We start from the raw sequence: 24,736 nt of genomic DNA, 5'->3' as shown, positions 1-24,736 counted from the left end.
CGCCGAGGGGGGTCAGGCCGCCGCGGACGGGGGCGGCGGCCAGCCTTCCAGGATCGCCAGGGCGGCGGCGGTGGCCGCGCCCGCGTCCCCCGTGTCCACGGCGGCGAACAGCTCGTCGTGGAAGGGCTCTTCACCGGCGTCGATGCACTGGCTCGACCGGACCGTCGCGCGCAGCGCCTCGCTCATGTTCCGGTACAGGTCGCGCAGCAGCGGATTGTGCGAGGCCTCGGCGATCCGTACGTGGAAGTCGACGTCGGCGTCGGTGAACGCGTCGACGTCGGCGGCCTCCCGCGCCGCGGCCCGGCGCCCCAGGGCCTCGCGCAGCGCGTCCACGTCCGCCGCGGTCCGGGCGACGGCCGCGAGCCGGGCGGCCACGATGTCCAGGCCCCGGCGCACGTCCAGGATGTCGGTCTCGGCCGAACCCGCGAGATGGCGGCGCAGCAGCGTGTGGTCCGCGTCGGACGCGGTGACGAAGGTGCCGGCGCCCTGCCGGGTGGCCAGCAGCCCCATGTGCACCAGGACCCGGACGGCCTCCCGGATCGACAGCCGGCTGACCCCGAGGGTGTCCGCGAGCCGTCCCTCGGACGGGATCTTCTCGCCGACCTGCCACGTGCCCCGGGCGATCTCCGCCTTCAGCTCCCGGATCACGGCGTCGACGATCGACACACGTCCCACAGCTTCCATCGGTGCCTCTTCACGACAGTCGGATGATCGGCGACCACCGCACCTTACGTGACGCGGCAGGTGACGTCCGAGGCGATGACGGGTACGAGGCCGCGGGATGTGGTCGGATGGGGAGCGCACGCCTCCCGGAACAACCTCCGGCGACAACTCCAGGAAAGGGAAGGACCCATCGTGGCTACCACGCGCTCCGCCCACACCGTGTGGGAAGGCAACCTGCTCGAGGGCAGCGGCACCGTCACCTTCGACTCCTCCGGCATCGGCCAGCAGCCGGTGTCCTGGCCCTCCCGCGCCGAGCAGGCGAACGGGAAGACCAGCCCCGAGGAGCTGATCGCCGCCGCGCACTCGTCCTGCTTCTCCATGGCCCTCTCGCACGGCCTGGCCGGCGCCGGCAACCCGCCCACCAAGCTGGTCACCTCGGCCGACGTGACGTTCCAGCCCGGCGAGGGCATCACCGGCATCCACCTCACCGTCGAGGGCGAGGTGCCGGGCCTCGACGAGCAGGCGTTCCAGGCCGCTGCCGAGGACGCCAAGAAGAACTGCCCGGTCAGCCAGGCGCTCACCGGCACGACGATCACCCTGACGGCCAAGCTGGCCTGACCCCCGGCACCTGCGCCGCGGCCCGCCGCGGCGCAGGTCGGCCCCGTGCCGCACGAAGAGCGTCAGCCGAGCGAGGCGCCTCAGCCGAGCGAGGCGCGGAACTTGCGCAGGAGCTCCAGCGTCCGCTCCGCGCTCGCCGCCTGGGCCGCCAGATGGTCCAGGACCTCCAGGTGCGCGCTGACCTCGTCGCGCGAGTCCAGGTACAGGGCGCCGGTCACGTACTCGCTGAACACCATGTCCGGCAGCTCCCGCACCGGGAAGCGGAACAGGCTGAACGGCCCGTACGTGCCCGGGTGCGGGCCCGCCGAGAACTCCGCGAGCTGCAGCGTCACGTGCGGCAGAGCCGCCGCCTCGATCAGCCGGTCCAGCTGCCCGCGCAGCACCCCGGGGCCGCCCGGCGGCCGCAGCAGCACCGTCTCGTCCATGACCGCCCACAGGTGCGGGGCGTCCTCGCGGGTGAGCAGCGACTGGCGCGCCATGCGCAGCGACACGTGCCGCTCGATCTCCGCGGGCCGCGAGCGCCCCACCGTCCCGGCGTCGAACACCGCCCGCGCGTACTCCTCGGTCTGCAACAGGCCCGGCACGAAGTGCGGTTCGTAGGAGCGGATCAGCTCGGCCGCGCCCTCCAGGCTCACGTACAGGCTGAACCAGTCGGGCAGCACGTCGTGGAAGCGCTGCCACCAGCCGGGCAGGTTCGCCTCCTCGGCCAGCGCGACGAACGCCTCGATCTCCGGCTCGGGAACCTCGTACAGCTCGAGCAGCATCTGCACGTAGGGGATCTTGAGGGCGACCTCGGCGGTCTCCATGCGGCGGATCGTCGCCCCGGTCACGCGCAGCGCGCGGGCCGCCTCGTCCCGCTTGAGGCCCCTGGCCTCGCGCAGGTCCTGCAGGCGTCTGCCGAGGACGACCTGACCCACGGTGGGGGCGGGCCGTCGTTCACTCACGTCACGTCTCCCCACGTGCCGGCCGAGGACGAGCGGCGGCTACGATCCGGTGCGCTCCCACCCCCGTCGCTCCGGCCGCGCGGCCAGGCGCCGCGGGTCGCGGCTGCGGTAGACCACGTACGGTCGGAACAGGTACTGCACCGGCGCGCTGAACATATGCACGAGCCGGGTGAACGGTACCAGCGCGATGAGTGACATGCCTACTACAGCGTGGATCCGGTAGAGCACCGGCACGCCGTCCATCAGGCCCGTGTCCGGGCTCAGGGTGAACAGGCTGCGGGCCCACGGGCCGATCGTCTCGCGGTAGTTGTAGCCGTCGCCGGAGGCGTGCGTGAGCTTGGCGACCATCCCGAGCACGATCGCGCCGAGCAGGAACACGTACATGAGCTTGTCGTTGCGGGTGGTCGCCTTGAAGACGGGGGCCTTCGTGCGCCGCCGGTACACCAGCAGGAAGATCCCGCACACCGTCAAGGCGCCCGCGAACGTGCCGCCGATCAGGGAGAACAGGTGGTACGTGTGCTCGCTGACGCCCACGTTCTGCGTCCACGACATCGGGACGAACAGGCCGACGAGATGGCCGACGAGGACGAACAGGATGCCGTAGTGGAAGACCGGCGAGGCGATGTTCAGCAGCTTCGACTCGTAGACCTGCGAGGAGCGGGTGGTCCAGCCGAACTTGTCGTAGCGGTAGCGCCAGATCGTGCCCGCGACCAGCAGGACGAAGGCGACGTAGGGCAGGACGCCCCAGATCAGGGTGGTCACGGGGCGTGCTCCTTCACCAGCAGCGGCAGTTCGCCGAGCTCCGGGCGGAAGCCGAAGGGTTCGAGGCCGACGTCCTCGCGCGGCGGACCCGAGCGGGCCAGCGCGAGCGCCGCGGCCCGGTCCTTGGGGGAGGGCCCCGGCAGCGTGGCGCAGACCGCGTCGAGGACCGCCGCGTACGGGGTGCCGTGGTCGCTCAGCGCGATCCGCAGCAGTTCGAGGCCGCTGCGGTGCTCCTCCAGGAGGAACGGCCCGGCCTGCGCCGAGAACTCCAGGACCGCCGGCAGGAAGTCGGGCAGCTCCTCGCCCGTGAACTCCATGCCGTGCTCCCGGTAGATCTCCTTCATGCGGACAAGGGACATCCCGCGCCGGCGCGTGTCCCCGTCCCGCCACCACGTCAGATACAGGCTGTGCCGGTTCTTGAAGTCGAAGACCCGTACGTAGTGCTCGGCCAGCTCCTGAGGGGGCGTCGCCTCGGCGTGGTCCACGAACGGGGCGAGCGCCGGGGCCGCCGCGCGCACGAGCGGCAGCCGGCCGTACAGCTCCTCGTCCGGATACGTGAGACAGAGCGCCGCCGCCTGGTACAGCAGCGCGGTGCGGTCGGTCATCAGGCCTCTTCCTGCTGGTCGGCGGTCTGACGGCGTTTCGTCAGATGGAAGTTCTCCACGGAGACGACGGGCAGCAGCTTGCGGCCGCCCGTCGTGGTGTTCCCGGAGTCGCCGCCGAACGGGCCCTCGCCGCCCATCCCCGGCCCGTCCTCGTAGTCGAGCGAGCAGGAGTCCGGCAGCGCCGACTCCTCCAGGCGCTGCGCGTCGCCGACCGCCGCCGTCGGGATCACGTACCGGTCCTCGTACTTGGCGATCGCGAGCAGCCGGTACATCTCCTCGATCTCGGCGCCCGACATGCCGACCGACTCCGCGATCGCCTGCTCCGGCCGGTCCCCGAGGTTGACCGCCCGCATGTGCGAGCGCATCGCGGCGAGCTTCTCCAGGGACGCCCGCACCGGGCCGACGTCACCGGCCGTGAAGATCTCCGCCAGGTACTCGAGCGGGATGCGCAGCGTGTCGATGGCGCCGAACAGGTTCGCGTGGTCCTCGCCGTCGTGGCCGGTCTCGGTGAGCGCGTCGACGACCGGGGACAGCGGCGGGATGTACCAGACCATGGGCATCGTCCGGTACTCCGGATGCAGCGGGAGCGCCACCTTGTACTTGCTGATCAGCGCGTGCACGGGGGAGCGGCGCGCCGCCTCCATCCAGTCGAAGGGGATGCCCGCCTCCTCGGCGGCCCGCCGCACCGCCGGGTCGTCCGGGTCCAGGAACACGTCCAGCTGGGCCTCGTACAGCGCCTTGTCGTCCTTCGTCTCGGCGGCCGCCGTCACCTTGTCGGCGTCGTAGAGGATCACCCCGAGATAGCGCAGGCGGCCCACGCACGTCTCCGAGCAGACCGTGGGCAGGCCCACCTCGACGCGCGGGTAGCACATCGTGCACTTCTCGGCCTTGCCGGTGCGGTGGTTGAAGTACACCTTCTTGTACGGGCAGCCGGTCACGCACATGCGCCAGCCCCGGCAGTGGTCCTGGTCGACCAGGACGATGCCGTCCTCCGCGCGCTTGTACATGGCGCCGGACGGGCAGGACGCCACGCACGACGGGTTGAGGCAGTGCTCGCAGATGCGCGGCAGGTAGAACATGAAGGTCTGCTCGAACGCGAACTTCACCTTCTCCGCGGCCTTCTCCCGGGTCTTCTGGACCATCGGGTCGAGGTCGCCGTACTGCGGGGCGCCGCCCAGGTTGTCGTCCCAGTTCGAGGACCACTCGATCTTCATCGGCTTGCCGGTGATCTGCGAACGCGGCTGCGCCACCGGGTAGTCGTCGCCGAGCGGGGCGTCGGTGAGGTTCTTGTAGTCGTACGTCCAGGGCTCGTAGTAGTCCTTGATCTCGGGCAGCTTCGGGTTGGAGAAGATGCCCGCGAGCTTGCGCAGCCGGCCGCCGCCCTTCAGCTTCAGGGCGCCCTTCTTGTTCAGCTCCCAGCCGCCGCGCCACTTGTCCTGGTCCTCGTAGCGGCGCGGATAGCCCTGGCCGGGCCGGGTCTCCACGTTGTTGAACCAGACGTACTCCATGCCGTTGCGGTTGGTCCACGCCTGCTTGCAGGTGACCGAGCAGGTGTGGCAGCCGATGCACTTGTCGAGGTTCATGACCATCGCGATCTGAGCCATGCAGCGTCCGATGGTGACTCCGTCACGGGGCATCAGTACTGAACCTCCTGGGAGCGGCGACGGATGACCGTGACCTCGTCGCGCTGGTTGCCCGTCGGGCCGAGGTAGTTGAACGCCCACGACAACTGGGCGTATCCGCCGATGAGATGGGACGGCTTGAGGATCAGCCGGGTCAGCGAGTTGTGGATGCCGCCGCGCTTGCCGCTCGCCTCCGCCTTGGGGACGTTGACGGTGCGTTCCTGCGCGTGGTGCATGTAGACGGTGCCGGCCGGCATGCGGTGCGAGACGATCGCGCGGGCGACGACGACGCCGTTGCGGTTCACCGCCTCGATCCAGTCGTTGTCCTTCACGCCGATCGCGTCCGCGTCCTGCGGCGCCATCCAGATCGACTGGCCGCCGCGCGACAGGGCGAGCATGAACAGGTTGTCCTGGTACTCGGAGTGGATCGACCACTTGTTGTGCGGGGTGAGGTAGCGGACCGTCACCTCCTTCTCGCCGTCCGGACCCAGGCGCGGCTCGCCGAACAGCCGGTTCATGTCGAGCGGCGGCCGGTACACGGGCAGGGCCTCGCCCAGCTCGTGCATCCAGTCGTGGTCGAGGAAGAACTGCTGGCGGCCCGTGAGGGTGTGCCAGGGCTTGAGGTGCTCGGTGTTGAGGGTGAACGCGGTGTAGCGGCGGCCGCCCGACTCGCTCCCCGACCACTCCGGCGAGGTGATCACCGGCACCGGCGCGGCCTGCGTGTCCGCGTACGTGATCCGCTTGCCCTCGTGTTCGGCGGCCAGATGCGCCATCTCCTGGCCGGTGCGCGCCTCCAGGGTGTGGAAGCCCTGCGTGGCGAGCCGGCCGTTGGTGGTGCCTGACAGGGCGAGGATCGTGTTCGCCGCCTTGACCGCCGTGTCGAGCGCCGGGCGGCCGTCGGCCGGGCCGCCGCGCACCGTGCCGTTGCGCTCGCGCAGCTCCTCGACCTCCTGGTCGGGGTGGAGCGCGATGCCCTTCGCGGGCAGGCCGAGCTTCTCGACCAGCGGGCCGAGCGCGGCGAACTTCGCGCCGATCGCCGTGTAGTCCCGCTCGACCACGACCAGGTTCGGCAGCGTCTTGCCGGGCACCGGCTCGCACTCACCCTTGCGCCAGTCCAGGACGACCCCGCCCGGCTGCGCGATCTCGCCCGGGGTGTCGTGCTGGAGCGGCGCCGCCACCAGGTCCTTGCGCACGCCGAGATGGCCGGCGGCCAGCTCGCTCAGCTTCTCCGCGAGCGCCTTGAACGTGTCGAAGTCGGTGCGGGCCTGCCAGGGCGGGTCCACGGCCGGGGTGAACGAGTGGACGTAGGGGTGCATGTCCGTCGACGACAGGTCGTGCTTCTCGTACCAGGTCGCGGCGGGCAGCACGACGTCGGAGAGCAGCGTCGAGGACGTCTGCCGGAAGTCGAGCGAGAGCAGCAGGTCGAGCTTGCCCTCCGGGGCCTCGTCCCGCCAGGTCACCGTGGAGGGCCGCTGTGCGGGCGAGGCCTCCTCGGCGCGCAGCGAGGACTGGGTGCCGAGGAGGTGCTTGGTGAAGTACTCGGCGCCCTTCGCGGACGAGCCCAGCAGGTTCGCCCGCCACAGCGTCAGCACGCGCGGCCAGTTCTCCGGCGCGTCCGGGTCCTCGCAGGCGAACTTCAGCGTGCCCGCTTTGAGCTGGCCGACCGTCTCCTCGACGCTCTGCTCGCCCAGCTCCAGCGGGTTGCGGTCGAAGGTCGGGTACGAGGGCATCCATCCCGAACGGGCCGACAGCGCAAGGCAGTCGGCGCCGGTCATGCCCTTGAACGCGCCGTTGCCGAGCGGTGAGGCGAGCACGTCCGCGCCGAAGCGGTCGTAGCGCCACTGGTCGGCGTTGAGGAACCAGTACGCGGCGCCGATCATCTGCCGGGGCGGCCGCGACCAGTCGTTCGCCGAGGCCAGCGAGGCCCAGCCGGTCGACGGACGGCACTTCTCCTGGCCGACGTAGTGCGCCCAGCCGCCGCCGTTCCTGCCCTGGCAGCCGGTGAGCTGGAGCAGAGCCAGAAAGCCCCGGTAGATGGTCTCCGAGTGGAACCAGTGGTTGGTGCCGGCGCCCATGAGGATCATGCAGCGCCCGCGCGACTTCTCGGCCGTCGCCGCGAACTCCCGGGCGATCTTCACGCACTTCGCCGCCGGCACCGAGGTGAGCGCCTCCTGCCAGCCCGGGGTGCCCGGCGTGTCCCCGTCCTCGTACGAGGACGGCCACTGCCCCGGAAGACCCTCGCGGCCCACGCCGTACTGGGCGAGCAGCAGGTCGAACACCGTCGTGACCAGCGGGCCGCCCTGGCCGCCGAGCCGGGTCGCCGGGACGCCGCGCCGCACGGTGTCCGCGGAGCCCTGGCCGTGCTCGCCGCCGTCCGTGTCGAAGCGGGGCAGGAGCACCTCGACGCCGGCCGCGACGTCGGAGCCGTGCAGGCTCAACTGGGGACTGATGCTGCCCAGTTCGAGGTTCCACTTGCCCTTGCCGGACTCCGTCCAGCGAAAGCCCAGCGAGCCGTTCGGCACCACCGGCTGCCCGGTCGTCTCGTCGAGCACCGCCGTCTTCCAGTCGGCGCCCTCGCCCCCCTGCCCGAGGTCGGCGGCGCGCAGGAACTTCGACGGGACGAACGCGCCGTCCCGCTGCTCCAGCGTCACCAGGAACGGCAGGTCGGTGAACTTCTTCACGTAGTCCGTGAAGAACGGCGTCCGCCGGTCGACGAAGAACTCCTTGAGGATCACGTGCCCCATGGCCAGGGCGAGCGCGCCGTCCGTGCCCGGGTGCGGGTGCAGCCACTCGTCGGCGAACTTCGCGTTGTCGGCGTAGTCCGGCGCCACGACGACGACCTTCTGGCCGCGATAGCGGGCCTCCGCCATCCAGTGGGCGTCCGGCGTGCGCGTCACCGGGACGTTCGAGCCCCACATCATCAGATACGCGGCGTCCCACCAGTCGCCCGACTCGGGGACGTCGGTCTGGTCGCCGAACACCTGCGGCGAGGCGACGGGCAGGTCGGCGTACCAGTCGTAGAACGACAGCATCGGCGCGCCGATCAGCGACATGAACCGGGCCCCGGCCGCGTGCGACACCATCGACATCGCGGGGATGGGGGAGAAGCCGGCGACGCGGTCGGGCCCGTACGCCTTGATGGTGTGCACGTGCGCCGCAGCGACGATCTCCACGGCCTCGTCCCAGGTGGCCCGCACCAACCCGCCCTTGCCGCGCGCCAGTTGGTACCTGCAGCGGCGCTCCGGATCCCCCTGGATGTCGGCCCACGCCTCGACCGGGTCCTTCAGCCGCGCCTTCGCCTCCCGGTACATCTCCAGGAGCACGCCCCTGATGTACGGGTAGCGCACGCGGGTCGGCGAGTACGTGTACCAGGAGAACGCGGCGCCCCGGGGGCAGCCGCGCGGCTCGTACTCCGGCCGGTCCGGGCCCACGCTCGGATAGTCCGTCTGCTGGGTCTCCCACGTGATGATGCCGTCCTTGACGTACACCTTCCACCGGCACGAGCCGGTGCAGTTCACCCCGTGGGTCGAGTTCACGACCTTGTCGTGGCTCCAACGGTCCCGGTAGAAGACGTCCCCGTCCCGGCCGCCCTTGATCCGCACGCTGTGCAGGTCGGGGGCGGCCGTGCCCCGCCGGAAGAACCGGCCGGCGCGGAGCAGCGCGGCGGCCGGTTCGGTGGGGGTCCCCGTCGTGTCAGCAGTCACCGTCTGTGCTCCCTCGTCATCCGTCCCTCGGACGCTAAGCGGCGTCCGCCGGGCGCACGACCGGGCTGGTCCGTACGGGTGTGCGTCCGGTCGCCGGGTGCGGGTCCGGTGGGGGCTGTGACGTCAGCCCCCACCGGACCCGCACCCGCCAACGAACCAGCCCGACCTCGTCCTGAGGCGCATGACCCCGGAGGTAATCGACCCGCACCCGCCGGAGGCAGAGGCTGGGGGCATGACACCGCAGAAGATCCGCCCCCTGCTCATCGCCGACGCCGCCGTCACGGGAGCCAACGGCCTCGCCTACGTCGCCGCCGCCACCCCGCTGGGAGACTTCCTCGGGCTCGACCCGGGGCTCCTGCTCACGCTCGGTGCCGTCCTCGTCGTCTACGCCCTGGGCGTCGCCGCCCTCGCCGCGCGCAGACGTCCGCCCGTCGCGGGCACCCGCGCCGTCGTCGAGATCAACCTGGCCTGGACGGCGGCCAGCCTGGTCGCCCTGGCCTTCTGGCTGGAGCCGAGCACGGCCGGTGCCGTGTGGGTCGTGGCGCAGGCCCTCGCCGTCGGGACGCTCGCCGTGCTGCAGCACCTCGCGCTGCGCGCCGCGACGGCGCGCTCTCAGCCCGCGGCCGCCTGAAGGTACTTCACCGTCGCCGGGTCCGCCGGGAGAAGGGTCTCGATGGCGAGCTCGGCGACGGTCACGTCCATCGGGGTGTTGAACGTGGAGATCGAGGCCACGAACGACAGGACGTGGCCGTCGTGCTCGATCACCATCGGCAGCGCGAAGTACGGCACCGGTTCATCGGGCTCCTGCCCCGCGTCCTCGGGCACCGGATACGCCGCCACCTCCTCGTACAGCTCCCGCAGCGGCTCGGAGCGGGACAGCGCGATCTGGCGCTCCATCTGGGCGAGCAGGTGCCCGCGCCACTCGCGGAGGTTGCGGATGCGCGGGGCGAGCCCCTCCGGGTGCAGGGTCAGCCGCATCGCGTTGAGCGGCGGGGCCAGCAGGTGCTCGGGCAGGGACTCCATCAGCAGGGCGATCCCGTTGTTCGCCGCGACGACGTTGTAGGTCGCGTCGACGACGAACGCGGGGTACGGCTCGTACCCGCGCAGCAGCCGCTCCAGACCCTCGCGCAGCGCGCCGAGCGACGGGTCGTCCAGGGAGGTCTCGGTGAAGCGCGGGGCGTAACCGGCCGCCAGAAGCAGCGCGTTGCGCTCCCGCACCGGCACGTCGAGGTGATCCGCGAGCCGCAGGATCAGCTCCTCGCTCGGCCGGGACCGCCCCGTCTCCACGAAACTGATGTGCCGCGCCGAGGAGTCCGCCCGCAGCGCGAGCTCCAGTTGACTGACCCGCCGCTGCTCCCGCCACCCCCGCAGCAGACGGCCCACTTCTGACGTGTTCTTGCGCGCCGCAGTCGTCATGACACGACCGTAACCCGGTCGCGGTGGCAGGCTGGAGCCATGGCTACAGAACCGCTCTCCCAGAAGGAGATCGAGGACCGTCTCACCGAGCTGCCCGGCTGGTCGCTCGACGGTGCCAAGATCACCCGTACCTACCGCCTGGGCTCGCACTTCGCGGCGACCGCCCTCGTCGTGCACATCGCCCAGACCCAGGAGGAGCTGAACCACCACTCCGACCTCACCCTCGGCTACAACACGGTCGCCCTCGCCGTGAACTCGCACGACGCGGGCGGCGCCGTCACCGAGAAGGACTTCGAGCTGGCCCGCAGGGTGGAGGCGCTGGCCCCCGGCCACCAGGCGAGCTGACCGCGCGCGCGGCCGGGCCCGCCCCGGGCCCGCCCCGGGCCCGGCCCGCCCCGGCCCCGCTCAGCCGGCCGCCGCGAGCCGCGCCCGCTGATCCTCGGTCAGCTCCAGGTCGACCGCCGCGAGGCTCTCCTCCAGCTGGGCCACCGACGACGCCCCGACCAGCGGGATCGCCGGGACCTCGGCGCCGATCAGCCAGGCGAGCACCACCTGGTTCACCGTCGCCCCCGTCTCCTTCGCGACCTCGCGCAGCGCGGCGAGCCGGGCGTCGCGGCTGCCGTGGTCGTGCCCGGGACCGAGCGGCTTGTCCTCGCGCACGTAGCCGCCCGAGAGCAGCGGCGAGTACGCGACCAGCGTCAGATCGCGCTCCGCGCGCACCATGCTCAGCAGATTGCCATCGGCCGTGCCGAGTTCGCCGTCCGGGGAGAGCGGGCTGGGCAGATCGGTGCGGTGCCGCAGATAGCTGTGCTGGTACTGGAGCAGCTCGTACCCGGGCAGCCCCTCGGCCCGCGCGATCGCCCGGCAGCGCTCCACCTGCCACGCCCAGTGGTTGGACACCCCGAGCAGTCCGACCGTGCCCTCCCCGACGAGCGCCCCGAACTCCCGCACGGTCTCGGCGAGTTCGGTCTCGGGGTCCGGCACATGGGCGTAGAGCACGGGGAGTCGGTCCAGCCCCAGCCGCTTCCTGCTGCCCTCGACGGCCGCCCGGATCGTGGGTCCCGACAGGCCCTCGCGGTTGTCGACGAACCCGGTCCCGGCCTTGCGCGGCGCCGCCCCCACCTTCGTCGCGACGACGACCTCGTCCCCGACGCCCCGGCTGCGCCGCCAGTTGCCCAGCACGGTCTCGCTCTCGCCGCCCACCGTGTCGTGGAACCAGTAGGCGTACGTGTTCGACGTGTCGACGAACGTGCCGCCCGCCTCCACGTACCGGTCGAGGAGCGCGAACGCGGTCCGCTCGTCGGTCGCCGTGCCGAACAGCATGGCGCCCAGACTGAGCACGCTCACCTCGAGCCGGTTCGCCGGGTCGGTGCCGATCGTGCGGTACTTCATGCGGTGCCCCCTCGCCGGGCCCGGCGGCCTGCTGCGCGCCGGGCGACGGACAGGAGTCAACGCGTTGGAGCACACTCGAAGTCAAGCGCCTGTCAAGCCTCTCCGGCGATTGAGGAGCGGGGGCCGGGGCGGAGTCCCGGGGGTGCCGCCGTTGTGGGGCGCGGGATTCGTCGCCGGGTGACACCAGCGTCGTGGCTGAGCGCGCCGTTCCTCGCGCCCCTGAAATGCACGCCCTGCGGGCGGCATTTCCCCGATCAGGCGCGCCTCGCGGCCAGGCACCCGGCACCGGTCCCCGGCCTCCCGGGCCTCGGATTTGCTCACTCGGCAAACGCGCTTGCCCTGACCGGGCGTGCGGCGCACGCTGGGCGGGACGAGACCGGTGAGCGAGGAAGGCGGCGACGCGCGCATGGCAGAGGGCCGGCACCAGCACGGGCATCAGCACGTGCACCAGGACCACGGACATGGCGGGCACGACAGTACGCATCCGGACTGGGTCGCCATGATCCCGCACCTGGAGCGCAACGCGGAGGTCTACGCCCCTCTGTACACCCAGGCCATGGCGTGGCTGCGCGGGACGCGACCGGGCGGCACCGGGGTGATCGTCGACGTGGGCAGCGGCCCCGGCGTCGTCTCCTGCCGGCTCGCCGAGGAGTTCCCGCAGGCGAAGGTCGTCGCCGCGGACCCCGAGGAGGGACTGCTCGCCCGCGCCGCCGAGCGGGCGGCGCGCGAGGGTCTCGCCGACCGCGTGAGCACCCTGCGCGTCGAGCTGCCGCACGCGCTGGACGAGCTGCCGGCCGCCGACCTGATGTGGGCGGCCCGCTCCCTGCACCACGTGGGTGACCAGCGGGCCGCGATCGCCGCGCTGGCCGGCCGGCTCGCCCCCGGCGGCACCCTCGCGCTGATCGAGGGCGGACTGCCCTGGCGCAGCCTGCCGCGCGACTTCGGGATGGGCCGGGCCGGGCTGCAGACCCGGATGGACGCCCTGGAGGAGGAGTGGTTCGCGGACATGCGCGCGGCCGTGCCGGACTCCAAGGCCGACACCGAGGACTGGGCGGGGCTGCTCACGGACGCGGGCCTCGTGCGCCCGGCCTCCCGCACCTTCCTGCTCGACCTGCCGGCGCCGCTCGACCCCCGGGCGCGCGAGCTGGTCGTCGAGCTGTGGCGCCGCCGCCGCGACTCGCTCCCGCAGAGTGCCCCGGCCGAGGACGCCGCCGTGGTCGACCGGCTGCTCGACCCGGAGGACCCGCAGAGCCTGCACCGCCGCGAGGACCTGTTCCTGCTGACGGCGCACACGGTCCACACGGCCGTGAAGGAGGCCTGACCGGAGTCCTGGCTTGCCCGGACGGGCTGAGCGGAGGTCCGGCTTGCCCGGACGGGCTGAGCGGAGGTCCGGCGGCCCCGGGTGGGCTGGGGAGGTCCGGCTTGCCCGGGCGGGCTGAGTGGAGGTCTGGCTTGCCCGGGCGGGCTGAGCGGAAGTCCGGTTTCCCGGCCGGGCTGAGCGGAGGTCCGGTTTCCCGGCCGGGCTGAGCGGAGGTCCGGCTTCCCGGGTGGGCTGGGGGAGGGCCGGCGGCGCCCGGACGTGCCGGAGGCCCGGACCGTGTACCGGTCCGGGCCTCTTCGTGTGTGCCGCTCAGGCGACGTCGAACGTGGCGGGGTCCGGGCCCAGGCGCCGGTCCTCGTTGAGCGCGCTGATCGCGCCGAGGTCCTCGGCGTCCAGCTCGAAGCTGAACACGTCGATGTTCTCCTTGATCCGCGACGGGGTCACGGACTTGGGGATCACCACGTTGCCCGTCTGGACGTGCCAGCGGAGCACGACCTGCGCGGGCGTACGGCCGTGCTTCTGCGCGATCGCGATGATCGCCGGGACCTCCAGGAGGCCCTTGCCGGAACCGAGCGGCGACCAGGCCTCGGTCGCGATGCCCAGCTCCCCGTGCCGCTCGCGGGCGACCCGCTGCTGCAGCTGCGGGTGCAGCTCGATCTGGTTGACGGCCGGGATCACGTTCGTCTCGTCGGTCAGCCGGTCGAGGTGCTCGGGCAGGAAGTTCGACACACCGATGGCGCGCGCCCGCCCGTCCGCGTAGATCTTCTCCAGCGCCTTGTACGTCTCCACGTACAGGCCCTTGGACGGCAGCGGCCAGTGGATCAGGTACAGGTCCACGTGGTCGAGGCCCAGCTTGGCCAGCGACGCGTCGAACGCGCGGAGCGTCGCGTCGTGGCCCTGGTCGGCGTTCCACAGCTTCGTCGTGACGAAGAGGTCCTCGCGGGGCACGCCCGACGCCGCGATGGCGCGGCCCGTGCCCTCCTCGTTGCCGTAGATCGCGGCGGTGTCGATGCTGCGGTACCCGGCCTCCAGGGCCGTCGCGACCGCCTTCTCGGCCTCGTCGTCCGGCACCTGCCACACGCCGAAGCCGAGCTGGGGCATCTCGACGCCGTTGTTCAGGATGATCGGGGGAACCTTGCTCACGAGGTGTCGGTCCTTAGGTCGTCTGGTCTTCAGAGGCGCGCGGAGGTCCGCGCCGCGTACTCCCATCGTCAACGATCACGCGCGTCCGCGCATTCCTTGGGCATCCGGCGCCGTCCGCGCGGGGTCCCGGGTGCCCAGATACGCCTCCCGGACGCGTGCGTCCGCGCGCACCTCGGCCGGGGTGCCCTCGGCGAGCACCCGCCCCAGGTCGAGCACCACGACCCGCGAGCACAGCTCCATCACGAACGCCACGTTGTGCTCCACCAGCAGCACCGCGCAGCCGTCCGCGGCGAGGACGCGCACCACGGCGGCGAGCCGCTCCCGCTCGTCGGCCGTCATCCCGGACGCCGGTTCGTCGAGGAGCAGAACCCGGGGCCGGTCGGCGGCGGCCCGCGCCAGCTCCACCATCCGCGCCTGCCCGACCGGCAGCGTGCCCGCGTACGTGCCGGACAGCGCCTCCAGGCCGCAGGCGCGCAGCAGTTCAGCGGCCCGCCCGGCGTCCGCGCCGCCGCGCCGCGACTCCTGCGCGACGAGCAGGTTGTCGGCGACGGTCAGCTGACCGAACAGCTGCCGGCGCTGGAACGTGCGCCGCATCCCGTGCCGCGCCCGCCACACCGGCGAGCGCCGCGTGACCTCGGCCCCGTCGAGCAGGACCCGGCCCGCGTCCGGCCGCCGGATCCCCGACAGGACGTCGAACAGGGTCGTCTTGCCCGCCCCGTTGGGCCCGATCAGGCCGCACACCTCGCCCGCCGCGAGCCGCAGCCCGACCCCGTCCAGGGCCCGCACCCCGCCGAACCGCACGCCGACGCCCTCGGCCCGGAGCACACTCGTGCCACTCATGCCGCTCGGGCCACTCGTGCCGCTCATGCCTTCTCCGCCTCCTCCGCGATCCCCAGGTACGCGTCCGTCAGCCGCTGCTCCTCGACCTGGTCGCGCGGCCCGCACCACGTGACCCGCCCCTGCGCGAGGTACGCGACGGTGTCCGCGACGCCGAGGATCTCCGACGCCTTCTCCTCGACGAGCAGCAGGCCCGTGCCCGCGTCACGCAGCTCCGCGAGCAGCCGGTACACCTCGTCGACGACCCGCGGCGCGAGCCCGAGCGAGGGCTCGTCCGCGATGAGCACGCGCGGCGGACGGTGCAACAGCGGTGCCAGGGCCAGGAGTTGCTGCTCGCCGCCGGACAGCGATCCGGCCGGGACGGCACGCCGGGCCGCGAGCGCCGTGAACCGCTCGTACACGGCCGCGCGGTCCGTCCTCGCCGGCAGGCGCAGGGCGAGGTTCTCGTCGACGGTGAGCGACGGGAAGACGCCCCGGCCCTCGGGTGCGAGCACGATTCCGGAGCGGGCCCGGCGCACGGCACCCTCCCCGCCGGCGGCGCGTCCGGCCGCGTGGACCTCGCCGTGCACCGGTGTCATGAGTCCGGCCGCGACCTTGCACGCCGTCGACTTGCCCGCGCCGTTCGGCCCGAGCAGCGCGACGATCTCGCCGGGCCGCACGGTCAGGTCGACACCCTGGAGGACCGGCGCGCCGTCGTATCCGGCGTGCACCCCGGTGAGCTGGAGCGCGGCGTCCGGGTCCGCGGGGCCCGGCTCGTGGGCCGGCTCGGGGTGGGCGGACGCGGCCGCACGCCGGTGGCGGCGCACGGAGAACGCCGCGCAGTATCCGTCCGGGTCGTTGGCGAGCGCGAGCCCCGCCAGGCCGAACAGGATCACCGGCAGTTGCGCCGACTCGGTGACGTAGTCCGCCAGCAGATGCGGCACCACCGCGAAGGTCAGCCCCGCGACCACCGCGAACTGGGGCCGCCGCACCCCGGCGGCGACGACCACGGCGAGCCAGATCAGGCCGGTCATCGCGGTGAAGTCGGTCGCGGTGATACGCGTGTTGTACGACGCGTACATCACGCCGCCGAAGCCCGCGAGCCCGGCGGACAGCGTGAACAGGAGCAGTTTCGTACGGACGACGGAGACGCCGGAGGCCATCGCGGCGGCAGGCGCCGAGCGCACCGCGAGCATCGCCCGCCCGGTCCGCGAGCCGCGCAGCGCGCTGAGCCCGGCCACGGCCGCCGCGCACAGGACGAGCATGGCCACGCCCATCGCCCGGTCGTCGCCGAGGTCGACGGGCCCGAACGCGGCGCGCGGGATCTCCCAGCCGGTGTCACCGTTCCTCAACCAGCCCGTCTGGAACAGGACTTGGTCGGCGAGGAACGCCAGGGCGAGGGTGGCGAGCGCGAGGGAGCGGCCGCCGAGCCGCAGCGCGGGCAGCGCCACCAGCGCGCCGAGGACGGCCGCCGCGCAGGTGCCGACGAGCGCGGCCCCGAGGAAGGGCCAGCCGTGACTCATCAGCAGTCCGGCCACCAGCGCGGCGCCCGTCACGAACGTGGCCTGCGCCAGCGAGACCATCGCGCCGAGCCCGGTCACGACGGTGAACGACATGAAGACGAGGGAGATCGCGAGCCCCTGCGCGAGGATGCCGCTCCAGAACGGGGTGGTCACCGTGTAGAAGGCGATCCCGAGCAGCAGCCCGGCGACCGTCCACGGACCCCAGCGGCGCGGCCAGGGACGCCCCGCCAGATAGTCCACCGGCGGCACGTCCGTGGCCGCCGTCCCGGCCGTCCGCTGCCGCCGCGTGAGCAGCAGCAGTCCGGCGAACAGGATGAGGAACGGCACGGCGGTGCGGAACCCGGTGATCTTCTCGGCGAACGACGCGTATCCCGCCACCAGGTTCTGCAGCACGCCGAGGCCGAGCCCGCCCGTGAAGGCGAGCGGGATCGACATGAAGCGGCCGAGCACGGCGGCGGTCGCCGACACGAACAGGAACAGGGTGAAGTCGTGCGCGGACAGACCGAGCAGGGGAGTCGCGAGCACGCCCGCGAGCCCGGCGAGCCCGGACGACAGCATCCACGCGACCGACGACAGCCGGTCGGCGCTCAGCCCGCGCAGTTCGACCAGGGAGCGGTCGTCGACCACGGCGCGCAGCCGCAGACCGAGCGCCGTGCGGCGCAGCAGGATCCACAGGCCGAGCGCGACGACGGCGGTCGTGACCCAGGTGATGAGCTGGTCGGAGTCGATGCCGACCCCGTCCAGGATCTGCCAGTTCTTCGCCGGGCTCGGTCCGACGCCGGGCAGCCCGAACTGGTTCTCCGCGGGCTTCACGGGCGCGCCCAGGCCGTCGAGCAGTTCGACCAGCCACAGGCCGAGCGCGGGCAGCGCCACGAGGAGCCCGATCGTGGCGACGATCTGCGCGGTCTCGCCGACCCGCGCCAGTTTGCGGAACATCAGGCGGTCCAGGCCCCAGCCGATCAGCGGTGCCACCACGAGGACGAGGAGCAGCGCTGTGGGCACCGCGGGCCAGCCGAATCCCGAGTGCAGTTCGTAGAAGCCGAGCGCGCACACGTAGGCGGTGGCGCCGTGCGCGAAGTTGAACAGCCCGGACGCGGTGTAGGACAGGACGAGCCCGGTGGCGAGCAGCGCGTACAGGGCGCCCGACACCAGCCCGCTGAGGACGAAGGCGAGCAGGTCAGCCATGCCGGGGCCCTCCTACTTGAACGGGATCGGCGGATAGCACTCGAAGGGGGACGACACCCGGTACTTGCCGTCCTTGAGCTGTACGAGCGCGCCGCAGCCGAAGGACTCCTTCTGGCCGCGCGGCAGTTGCCGGTCGCCGACGAGCGTCTTCGTGTCGGAGAAGCCCTTCGCGGCCTGCTGGAAGGAGGCGACGGTGAGGTCCTTGCCGGCCTTCTCGGCGATGGCGAGGAAGAGGTCCGCCGACATGTAACCCGTCAGCATGTGCATGTTGAGCGGCACGTCCTTGCCGCCCGCCGCCTTCTTGATGTCGGCCTTGAACTGCTTCATGTCCGCCGTCGCCGACTCGAAGGGCTCGAAGGACAGCAGGACGTGCACCCCGTCGAGCGCCTGCCGGGTCGCGCTCTTGGACAGCAGCCCCGGGTCGTAGTCGGTCGGGTCGGTGAGCACGCCCTTGAACCCGGTGCGCTTGACCGCCGTGAACAGGCCGATGTTGTACGGCGTCTGCATCACGGAGACGACCGCGTCGGGCGCCTTGCCGCCGTCGCTGCGCAGCATCTCCTTGGTGTACGCGGACCAGTCGCTCGGCACGGAGGTCGCGGGCACGGCGGCCTTGGCGTAGGTGACCTTGTAGCCGGCGGACGCGAAGGACTGCTTGTAGGTGCGGATGGCGAAGGTGCCGGCGTCGTTGTCGTTGGCGAGGATCGCCACGGTCCTGCCCTCGGACCCGCCCGTGACGTCCTTGAGGCCCTCGGGCCAGGTCTGCGAGATGGTGCCGCCGGGCATCGGGACGAGGCAGCCGCTGAATCCGTAGATGTAGGTGGGCCCGCAGAAGGACGGCAGGGTGCCCCAGCCGAAGGTGGGGACACGCTGCTTCTGCAGGAAGTCGGCGCCGGAGAAGGTCACCGAGCTCATCGGCGCGATGGCGAAGACCTTGTCCTGCTGGACGAGTTTGCGGGCCGCGGCGAGGTTCTTCGCCGGGTCCTGGCCGTCGTCCTCGGCGCCCAGATAGTCGATCTTGCGGCCGTTGACCCCGCCCTCGGCGTTGGCGCGCGCGAAGCGGGCCTTCGCGCCCAGGTCGGTGTCCTTCTTGCTGTAGCCGCTCGCGGTCGTCATGGAGACGATGCCGCCGACCTTGATGCTGTCGTCGCTCACCCCGCGCGCGGAACCCCCCTTGCCGTCGGGGGAGTCGTTCGTGGCGGTGGAGTTGCAGGCGGTGGCGAGCAGAAGTGCGGCCACGGTGGCGGTGATGGCGCGGATCGGTCGCGACACGGTCGAGCCCCCTCCGTCGGAGTGAGGGTGATTCTGTGGGCGACCTGATGAACCGTCAATAACTGACGCATCGAAAAATGATGAACCGTCAGTAACCGTGGTTTCCCGTCATCATGCGTGGTAGAGGGCCTCCACCTCGGCCGAGTACACCGTCTCGATCGCCTTCCGCTTCAGCTTCAGCGAGGGCGTGAGCAGCCCGTGCTCCTCGGTGAACTGGTGGGCCAGGATCCGGAAGGTGCGGATCGACTCGGCCTGCGAGACCAGGGTGTTGGCGGCGACGACGGCGCGCCGCACCTCCATCTCCAGATCCGGGTCGCGCACCAGCTCCGCCGGGCTCATCGGCTGCTTGTGGCGCATGCCGAGCCAGTGCTCGACGGCCTCGGAGTCCAGGGTGACGAGCGCCGCGATGTAGGGGCGGTCGTTGCCGACGACGATGCACTGCGCGACCAGCGGATGGTCGCGCACCCGCTCCTCGAGCTGCTGCGGCGAGACGCTCTTGCCGCCGGAGGTCACGAGGATCTCCTTCTTGCGGCCGGTGATGGTCAGATAGCCGTCCTCGTCGAGCGCGCCCAGGTCGCCGGTGGCGAGCCAGCCGTCGTGCAGCGTGGCGTCGGTGGCCTTGGGGTCGTTGAGGTAGCCCTGGAAGACGTTGCCCCCGTAGAGCCAGACCTCGCCGTCGTCCGCGATGTGCACGGTGGTGCCGGGGATGGCCTTGCCGACGGTGCCGTAGCGGGTCTGCTCGGGCGGGTTCGCGGTGGCCGCGGCCGTCGACTCGGTCAGCCCGTAGCCCTCGTAGATCGCGACCCCGGCGCCCGCGAAGAACAGGCCGAGCCGGCGGTCCATGCCCGAGCCGCCGGACATCGCGTGCCGCACGCGCCCGCCCATCGCCTCGCGGACCTTGGAGTAGACGAGCTTGTCGAACAGGGAGTGCTGCATGCGCAGCGACGCGGAGGGGCCGGGGCCGGTCCCGAAGGCCTTGGCCTCCTGGGCGTCCGCGTACTTGACCGCGCACTCCACGGCCTTGTCGAACGCGCCCGCGCGGCCCTCCTTCTCCGCCTTGCGGCGGGCCGCGTTGAACACCTTCTCGAAGATGTACGGCACCGCGAGGATGAAGGTGGGCTTGAAGGCCTGGAGGTCGGGGAGGAGGGCCGCCGCGTTGAGCTGTGGCTGGTGGCCGAGCTTGACCCCGCCGCGCACCGCCGCGACCTGCACCATCCGGCCGAAGACGTGCGCGAGCGGCAGGAAGAGCAGGGTGGAGGGGATGCGTTCGCGCTTCGAGGCGAAGACCGGCTCCCAGCGCTCGATGACCGTGTCCGCCTCGAACATGAAGTTGCCGTGCGAGATCACACAGCCCTTGGGGCGGCCCGTCGTGCCCGAGGTGTAGATGACGGTGGCGACGGACTCGGGGGTGACCGCGCGGCGGTGCCGGTGCACCGTCTCGTCGTCGATGTGGGTGCCCGACGCGGCGACCTCGTCGACCGCGCCGCCGTCCAGCTGCCACAGCCGGCGCAGGTGCGGGAGCCGGTCGATGACCGTCGCGATCGTCATCGCGTGGTCCTCGTGCTCCACGATCGCCGCCGTCACCTGGGCGTCGTACATCATCCAGAAGACCTGCTCGGCGGACGAGGTCGGGTACACCGGGACGACCTGGGCGCCGATGCTCCACAGCGCGAAGTCGAACAGGGTCCACTCGTAGCGCGTGCGGGACATGATGGCGACGCGGTCGCCGAACCGGATGCCCTGGGCGAGCAGGCCCTTGGCCAGCGCGAGGACCTCGTCGCGGAACCGGGCCTGGGTGACGTCGTGCCACTGGCCCGCGGCGTCCTTGCGGCCCAGGGCGATGTGCCCCGGATCGTCCAGGGCGCGGTCGAACACGGCGTCGGCCAGGCCGCCCACCGGCGGCGCCGACGCCAGGGCAGGGGTGGTGATCTCGCGCATGTTGCTCCTTGTGGCGCTCCGCACAGCGTCGGTGACGGTACCGGACCGCGCGGTCGGGCGGGAGGGGGTGCCCGCGTTCCCGGACACGCGGAATATGCACAGGTCAGCCATTTAAATGGGGCTACAAGGGAAGGCGCGGGACAGATTACTTACGCTTCAGTAAGTTCGGTGCCGCAATCTCCCGGGCGCCTTCACGGGTCTCCACCGAATCTGTACGGAGACGGCACCCCGGCCCGTTCACCCCCGTTTTTGGACGGAGTGGTCAGTTCCGCTACGGGTCGGCAGGACAGTACCAGGTCGAAGATCATGAAGCAGCCGGTCGGGCGGACCGGGTTTCAGCGCAGCCGGTCGCCGCCCGCGAGGATCGCCGCGCCCAGGGCCCGCGCGGGCCCCTCCTCCTTGGTGCCGCGCAGGACGAAGTCGACCTCGCCGAGCTCCGGCAGCCCGGCCCGCTCCGGGGCCCGCACCAGGCCCGGCGGCACCAGTCCGCGCGAGTGGGCCATCACGCCGAGGCCGGCCCGGGCCGCCGCCACGAGCCCGTTCAGCGAACCGCTCGTGCACGCGATCCGCCAGGCCCGGCCGTGCCGCTCCAGCGCCTCCATGGCCAGGGCCCGCGAGATCCCCGGCGGCGGATACACGATCAGCGGCACCGGACGCTCCGGATCGAGCCGCAGCCGCTCCGAACCGATCCACACCAGCCGGTCCCGCCACACCGGGGTGCCCCGCGGGTCCTGCGGGCGCCGCTTGGCGAGCACCAGGTCCAGCCGGCCCGCGTCCAGCTGCTCGTGCAGCGTCCCCGACAGCTCGACCGTCAGCTCCAGATCGACCTCGGGATGCTCGACGCGGAAGGCCTCCAGGATCTCCGGCAGCCGCGTCAGCACGAAGTCCTCCGACGCCCCGAACCGCAGGCGACCGCGCAGCCGCGTCCCCGTGAAGAAGGACGTCGCCTGCTCGTGCACCTCCAGGATCCGGCGCGCGAAGCCCAGCATCGCCTCCCCGTCCTCCGTCAGCTCCACGGAGTGCGTGTCCCGTGTGAACAGGGTGCGGCCCGTCGCGTCCTCCAGGCGCCGCACGTGCTGGCTCACCGTCGACTGGCGAAGCCCGAGCCGGCGCGCCGCCTGCGTGAAGCTCAGCGTCTGCGCGACGGCCAGAAACGTCCTCAACTGCCCCGGGTCGTACATTCCGCCACAGTACCTCCGGCCATCGCACACCGTGATGACAGTCAGAGCGGTATGCAGGATTCCCGATCACAGTCCTGAGGGGGACCATGGAGAGGGCACGACCTGAACCGAGAGCAAGGAACCGATGAAACGCCTGACCTGGCCGTCCTGGATGCCGATCGACCCGTACATCCTGGCGTTGATCGCGACGGTCGGCGTCGCCGCGCTCCTGCCCGCCCGAGGCGGCGCGGCCGATGTGGCGTCCGGCGCCTCCACCGCGGCCGTCGCCTTCCTCTTCTTCCTGTACGGGGCCCGGCTCTCCACCCGCGAGGCCCTCGACGGACTGCGCCACTGGCGCCTGCACGTCACCGTCCTCGCCTGCACCTTCGTGCTGTTCCCGCTGCTCGGCCTGGCCGCCCGCGGACTCGTCCCGGTGCTCCTGCCGCAGAACCTCTACGAGGGACTCCTCTTCCTGACCCTCGTCCCCTCCACCATCCAGTCCTCGATCGCGTTCACGTCGATCGCGCGCGGCAACGTGCCGGCCGCCATCTGCGCGGGCTCCTTCTCCTCGCTCGCCGGCATCGTGCTCACCCCGCTCCTCGCCGCGGCGCTGCTCGGCGGCACCGGCGGCGGCTTCTCCGCGGACTCCGTCGTCAAGATCGTGCTCCAGCTGCTCGTGCCGTTCGTGGCGGGCCAGTTGCTGCGGCGCTGGGTCGGCGGGTTCATCACCCGCCACAAGAAGGTCCTCGGCTACGTCGACCGCGGCTCGATCCTCCTCGTCGTCTACACCGCGTTCAGCGAGGGCATGGTCCAGGGCATCTGGCACCAGGTCAGCGCCGTGCGCCTGGCCGGACTCCTCGCCGTCGAGGCGGTGCTCCTCGCCGTGATGCTGGCCGTGACCTGGTACGGGGCGAAGGCGCTCGGCTTCGGCCGCGCCGACCGCATCGCGATCCAGTTCGCCGGGTCGAAGAAGTCCCTCGCCTCCGGACTGCCCATGGCGACCGTGCTGTTCGGCGCGCACGCCTCGCTCGCCGTGCTGCCGCTGATGCTGTTCCACCAGATGCAGCTCATGGTCTGCGCCGTGATCGCCAAGCGGCGCTCGCACGACCCCGAGGAGCCCCGGACCACCGGGGACGGCCAGGGATCCGGGCGCCCCGGGCTCAGCCCGTCGGCCCCAGCCGGACCGACACGAACCGCGGCCGGTACCGCGACACGTTCGCGTTGAGCTCCGCCTGCCCGGCGCCCGGCGCCGCGTCGAGCCGGTTCACGTCGTAGCTGAGCACGACGCGGCCCCCGGCGCCGAGCGCCGGGTGCGCCTGCGGGTTGTACGCGGCGACCGTCGCGTCCGGCAGTGGCGGCGTGAAGCCCCGCGCGGGCCCGTGCCAGGGTCCGGTGGGGGAGCAGGACCAGTAGGAGGTGATCGTCCGCAGGCCCGCCGGACCCGCCGCCATCGTGAACAGCACGTACGTCCCGGTGTCCCGGACGACCGTGAACGCGCTGCCCACGCCGCGGCGCCGCCCGTCGCCGAGCACCGGCGCGAGACGCCGCCCGTCGGCCCGCCAGCGCTCGCCGTCCCAGTACTCCCAGGCCCGTACGTCACCGAGCCGGCCGCGCGGGACCCGCGCCGCGTAGGCCCGGTGGGCCGGGGCCTGGCCGTCGTCCGCGCCGAACACGTACGTCCAGGGGCCCGCGTCGACGGCGGCCGTGCCGAACAGGACGCGGCGCGCGGGGTCGGCAGTCCGCCGCTGGTCCAGCACCTGCGTGATGCCGGTCAGGCGCAGGTCCGGGAGCGACAGGGTGGCCAGCTCGGTCGCCGCCGGCACGCCGTAGACGTACGGTCCCGGTCCCTCGGCCCGCGTCCACAGGAGCACTCGGACGACCTTCTCGCGCGATCCCGGCGCCCGCGGTTCGACCCGCGCGGACACGGGCCAGCGCCACTCGCCCACGCCGGTGTCGGGGAAGAAAGGGGCGGGGAGGGTCCGCTCGACGGCGCGGGCCGGGGTCATGACGACGGCCGAGTTCCGCACGAAGGGGGCGCTCGGGTCCCGCCAGGAGTACGGCTCCCCGGCGGCGTTGGGCGGCGCGTGCACCGCGCCCAGGAACGTGTCCGAGAACAGCCACAGGGTCCGCCCGTCCGGAAGCCGCACGGAGTGCGTCCCGTCCCCGCCCGACCAGTCGTCGCCCCGGGCCGGATCGTCCCCGTACCGGGCGAACTCCCCGGTCAGCGTGGCCTCTTCCCGCCATGAGGCGATGCCTCGCCCTTCGCAGGAGCGGGCGCCGTCCACGGTGTCCTCGGGCCGTTCCCCGAGCCATGCGATCAGTCCGCCGAGCAACACGGCTGCGGCGATCAGCGTCACCGCCACCCGAGCCCGCGCCGTTGCCTCTCCCGTCACACACGGCAACGCTAGTGGCTCCGCCCTGCATTGGGCACCCCATCCCCGGGGGCGCCTGCCTCGTGTACCCAGAGCGCGCCCGCCCCGGGTATCCGACCCTGGGGTACGTCTGCCCGCGCCCCGATCCCACCCACCCGCCCCCTCCGGGGGCGTCGGCCCGGCGCCCGGCCTCGGGCGGCAGCCCGGCGCGGGTTGCGCGGTTCGGGCGGCCTCCGCCAGAGCGTCGCCGCCGCGGGGGTTGGACATCGTCGCCGGGTGCCGC

20 protein-coding genes are annotated in these 24,736 nt (G+C 72.3%); 5 read left to right on the top strand and 15 right to left on the bottom strand.

The window, feature by feature from the left end; all coding sequences use genetic code 11:
• Positions 1–12 precede the first annotated feature (12 nt).
• Positions 13–684 (bottom strand): FadR/GntR family transcriptional regulator, encoded by a 672-nt coding sequence (locus IAG42_RS06160; RefSeq protein WP_188336001.1) that lies wholly within the window; start codon positions 682–684, stop codon positions 13–15.
• Between the two features lie 171 nt (positions 685–855).
• On the opposite strand from IAG42_RS06160, the gene IAG42_RS06155 reads away from it, so the two are divergent.
• Positions 856–1,281 (top strand): OsmC family protein, encoded by a 426-nt coding sequence (locus IAG42_RS06155; protein WP_188336000.1) that lies wholly within the window; start codon positions 856–858, stop codon positions 1,279–1,281.
• Positions 1,282–1,361: 80 nt separating this feature from the next.
• On the opposite strand, the gene IAG42_RS06150 is transcribed toward IAG42_RS06155, so the two are convergent.
• The 5 genes from IAG42_RS06150 to IAG42_RS06130 are packed head-to-tail and all read right to left on the bottom strand — an operon-like array spanning position 1,362 to position 8,918.
• On the bottom strand, positions 1,362–2,225 hold the full coding sequence (locus IAG42_RS06150; protein WP_188335999.1) for a helix-turn-helix domain-containing protein: 864 nt from the start codon (positions 2,223–2,225) through the stop codon (positions 1,362–1,364).
• A 39-nt stretch (positions 2,226–2,264) separates the two neighbouring features.
• The gene (narI, locus tag IAG42_RS06145) at positions 2,265–2,987 is read right to left on the bottom strand and encodes a respiratory nitrate reductase subunit gamma (RefSeq protein WP_188335998.1); all 723 of its coding nucleotides are present in this window, start codon (positions 2,985–2,987) and stop codon (positions 2,265–2,267) included.
• On the bottom strand, positions 2,984–3,592 hold the full coding sequence (narJ, locus tag IAG42_RS06140) for a nitrate reductase molybdenum cofactor assembly chaperone (protein ID WP_188335997.1): 609 nt from the start codon (positions 3,590–3,592) through the stop codon (positions 2,984–2,986). Before narJ ends, narI begins: the two co-directional genes overlap by 4 nt.
• On the bottom strand, positions 3,592–5,229 hold the full coding sequence (gene narH / locus IAG42_RS06135) for a nitrate reductase subunit beta (protein ID WP_223205881.1): 1,638 nt from the start codon (positions 5,227–5,229) through the stop codon (positions 3,592–3,594). Before narH ends, narJ begins: the two co-directional genes overlap by 1 nt.
• The gene (locus IAG42_RS06130) at positions 5,229–8,918 is read right to left on the bottom strand and encodes a nitrate reductase subunit alpha (protein WP_188335996.1); all 3,690 of its coding nucleotides are present in this window, start codon (positions 8,916–8,918) and stop codon (positions 5,229–5,231) included. Before IAG42_RS06130 ends, narH begins: the two co-directional genes overlap by 1 nt.
• 232 nt (positions 8,919–9,150) lie before the next feature.
• Here IAG42_RS06130 and IAG42_RS06125 point away from each other — a divergent pair, with 232 nt between their 5' ends.
• Positions 9,151–9,549 (top strand): hypothetical protein, encoded by a 399-nt coding sequence (locus IAG42_RS06125; RefSeq protein WP_188335995.1) that lies wholly within the window; start codon positions 9,151–9,153, stop codon positions 9,547–9,549.
• Here IAG42_RS06125 and IAG42_RS06120 read toward each other — a convergent pair.
• Complete coding sequence (locus tag IAG42_RS06120; protein WP_188335994.1) at positions 9,531–10,334, bottom strand: helix-turn-helix domain-containing protein; 804 nt, start codon at positions 10,332–10,334, stop codon at positions 9,531–9,533. The genes IAG42_RS06125 and IAG42_RS06120 overlap by 19 nt on opposite strands.
• Positions 10,335–10,373: 39 nt before the next feature.
• Between IAG42_RS06120 and IAG42_RS06115 the strand changes: the two genes are divergently transcribed.
• On the top strand, positions 10,374–10,679 hold the full coding sequence (locus tag IAG42_RS06115) for a 4a-hydroxytetrahydrobiopterin dehydratase (RefSeq protein ID WP_188335993.1): 306 nt from the start codon (positions 10,374–10,376) through the stop codon (positions 10,677–10,679).
• Positions 10,680–10,739: 60 nt separating this feature from the next.
• Here IAG42_RS06115 and IAG42_RS06110 read toward each other — a convergent pair whose 3' ends face one another.
• Entirely contained in the window at positions 10,740–11,726 is a 987-nt protein-coding gene (locus tag IAG42_RS06110) for an aldo/keto reductase (RefSeq protein WP_188335992.1), read from the bottom strand.
• 406 nt (positions 11,727–12,132) lie between these two features.
• Here IAG42_RS06110 and IAG42_RS06105 point away from each other — a divergent pair, with 406 nt between their 5' ends.
• The gene (locus IAG42_RS06105; RefSeq protein WP_188341217.1) at positions 12,133–13,047 is read left to right on the top strand and encodes a class I SAM-dependent methyltransferase; all 915 of its coding nucleotides are present in this window, start codon (positions 12,133–12,135) and stop codon (positions 13,045–13,047) included.
• 309 nt (positions 13,048–13,356) lie between these two features.
• On the opposite strand, the gene IAG42_RS06100 is transcribed toward IAG42_RS06105, so the two are convergent.
• The 6 genes from IAG42_RS06100 to IAG42_RS06075 form a co-directional block, all read right to left on the bottom strand.
• The gene (locus tag IAG42_RS06100; RefSeq protein ID WP_223206363.1) at positions 13,357–14,148 is read right to left on the bottom strand and encodes an aldo/keto reductase; all 792 of its coding nucleotides are present in this window, start codon (positions 14,146–14,148) and stop codon (positions 13,357–13,359) included.
• A 117-nt stretch (positions 14,149–14,265) separates the two neighbouring features.
• Positions 14,266–15,057, bottom strand: coding sequence for an ABC transporter ATP-binding protein (locus IAG42_RS06095; protein ID WP_223205880.1), 792 nt, complete (start codon positions 15,055–15,057; stop codon positions 14,266–14,268).
• A complete protein-coding gene (locus IAG42_RS06090) occupies positions 15,054–17,714 on the bottom strand; it encodes an ABC transporter permease subunit (protein ID WP_188335990.1) in 2,661 nt (886 codons plus the stop codon). The genes IAG42_RS06095 and IAG42_RS06090 overlap by 4 nt, the downstream gene beginning before the upstream one ends.
• Positions 17,715–17,726: 12 nt before the next feature.
• A complete protein-coding gene (locus IAG42_RS06085) occupies positions 17,727–18,983 on the bottom strand; it encodes an ABC transporter substrate-binding protein (RefSeq protein WP_188335989.1) in 1,257 nt (418 codons plus the stop codon).
• 111 nt (positions 18,984–19,094) lie between these two features.
• Positions 19,095–20,921, bottom strand: coding sequence for an AMP-dependent synthetase/ligase (locus IAG42_RS06080; RefSeq protein WP_188335988.1), 1,827 nt, complete (start codon positions 20,919–20,921; stop codon positions 19,095–19,097).
• A 335-nt stretch (positions 20,922–21,256) separates the two neighbouring features.
• Entirely contained in the window at positions 21,257–22,102 is an 846-nt protein-coding gene (locus IAG42_RS06075) for a LysR substrate-binding domain-containing protein (RefSeq protein ID WP_188335987.1), read from the bottom strand.
• Positions 22,103–22,226: 124 nt separating this feature from the next.
• Between IAG42_RS06075 and IAG42_RS06070 the strand changes: the two genes are divergently transcribed.
• On the top strand, positions 22,227–23,306 hold the full coding sequence (locus tag IAG42_RS06070) for a bile acid:sodium symporter family protein (RefSeq protein WP_188335986.1): 1,080 nt from the start codon (positions 22,227–22,229) through the stop codon (positions 23,304–23,306).
• Here IAG42_RS06070 and IAG42_RS06065 read toward each other — a convergent pair.
• The gene (locus IAG42_RS06065; RefSeq protein WP_394811192.1) at positions 23,242–24,474 is read right to left on the bottom strand and encodes a hypothetical protein; all 1,233 of its coding nucleotides are present in this window, start codon (positions 24,472–24,474) and stop codon (positions 23,242–23,244) included. The genes IAG42_RS06070 and IAG42_RS06065 overlap by 65 nt on opposite strands.
• Positions 24,475–24,736: the final 262 nt, after the last annotated feature.

The sequence above is a fragment of the Streptomyces xanthii genome, from assembly GCF_014621695.1.
GTDB lineage: Bacteria > Actinomycetota > Actinomycetes > Streptomycetales > Streptomycetaceae > Streptomyces > Streptomyces xanthii.
The sequence above is the reverse complement of the archived record's forward strand: the minus strand, read 5'-3'. Positions and strand labels throughout refer to the sequence as shown.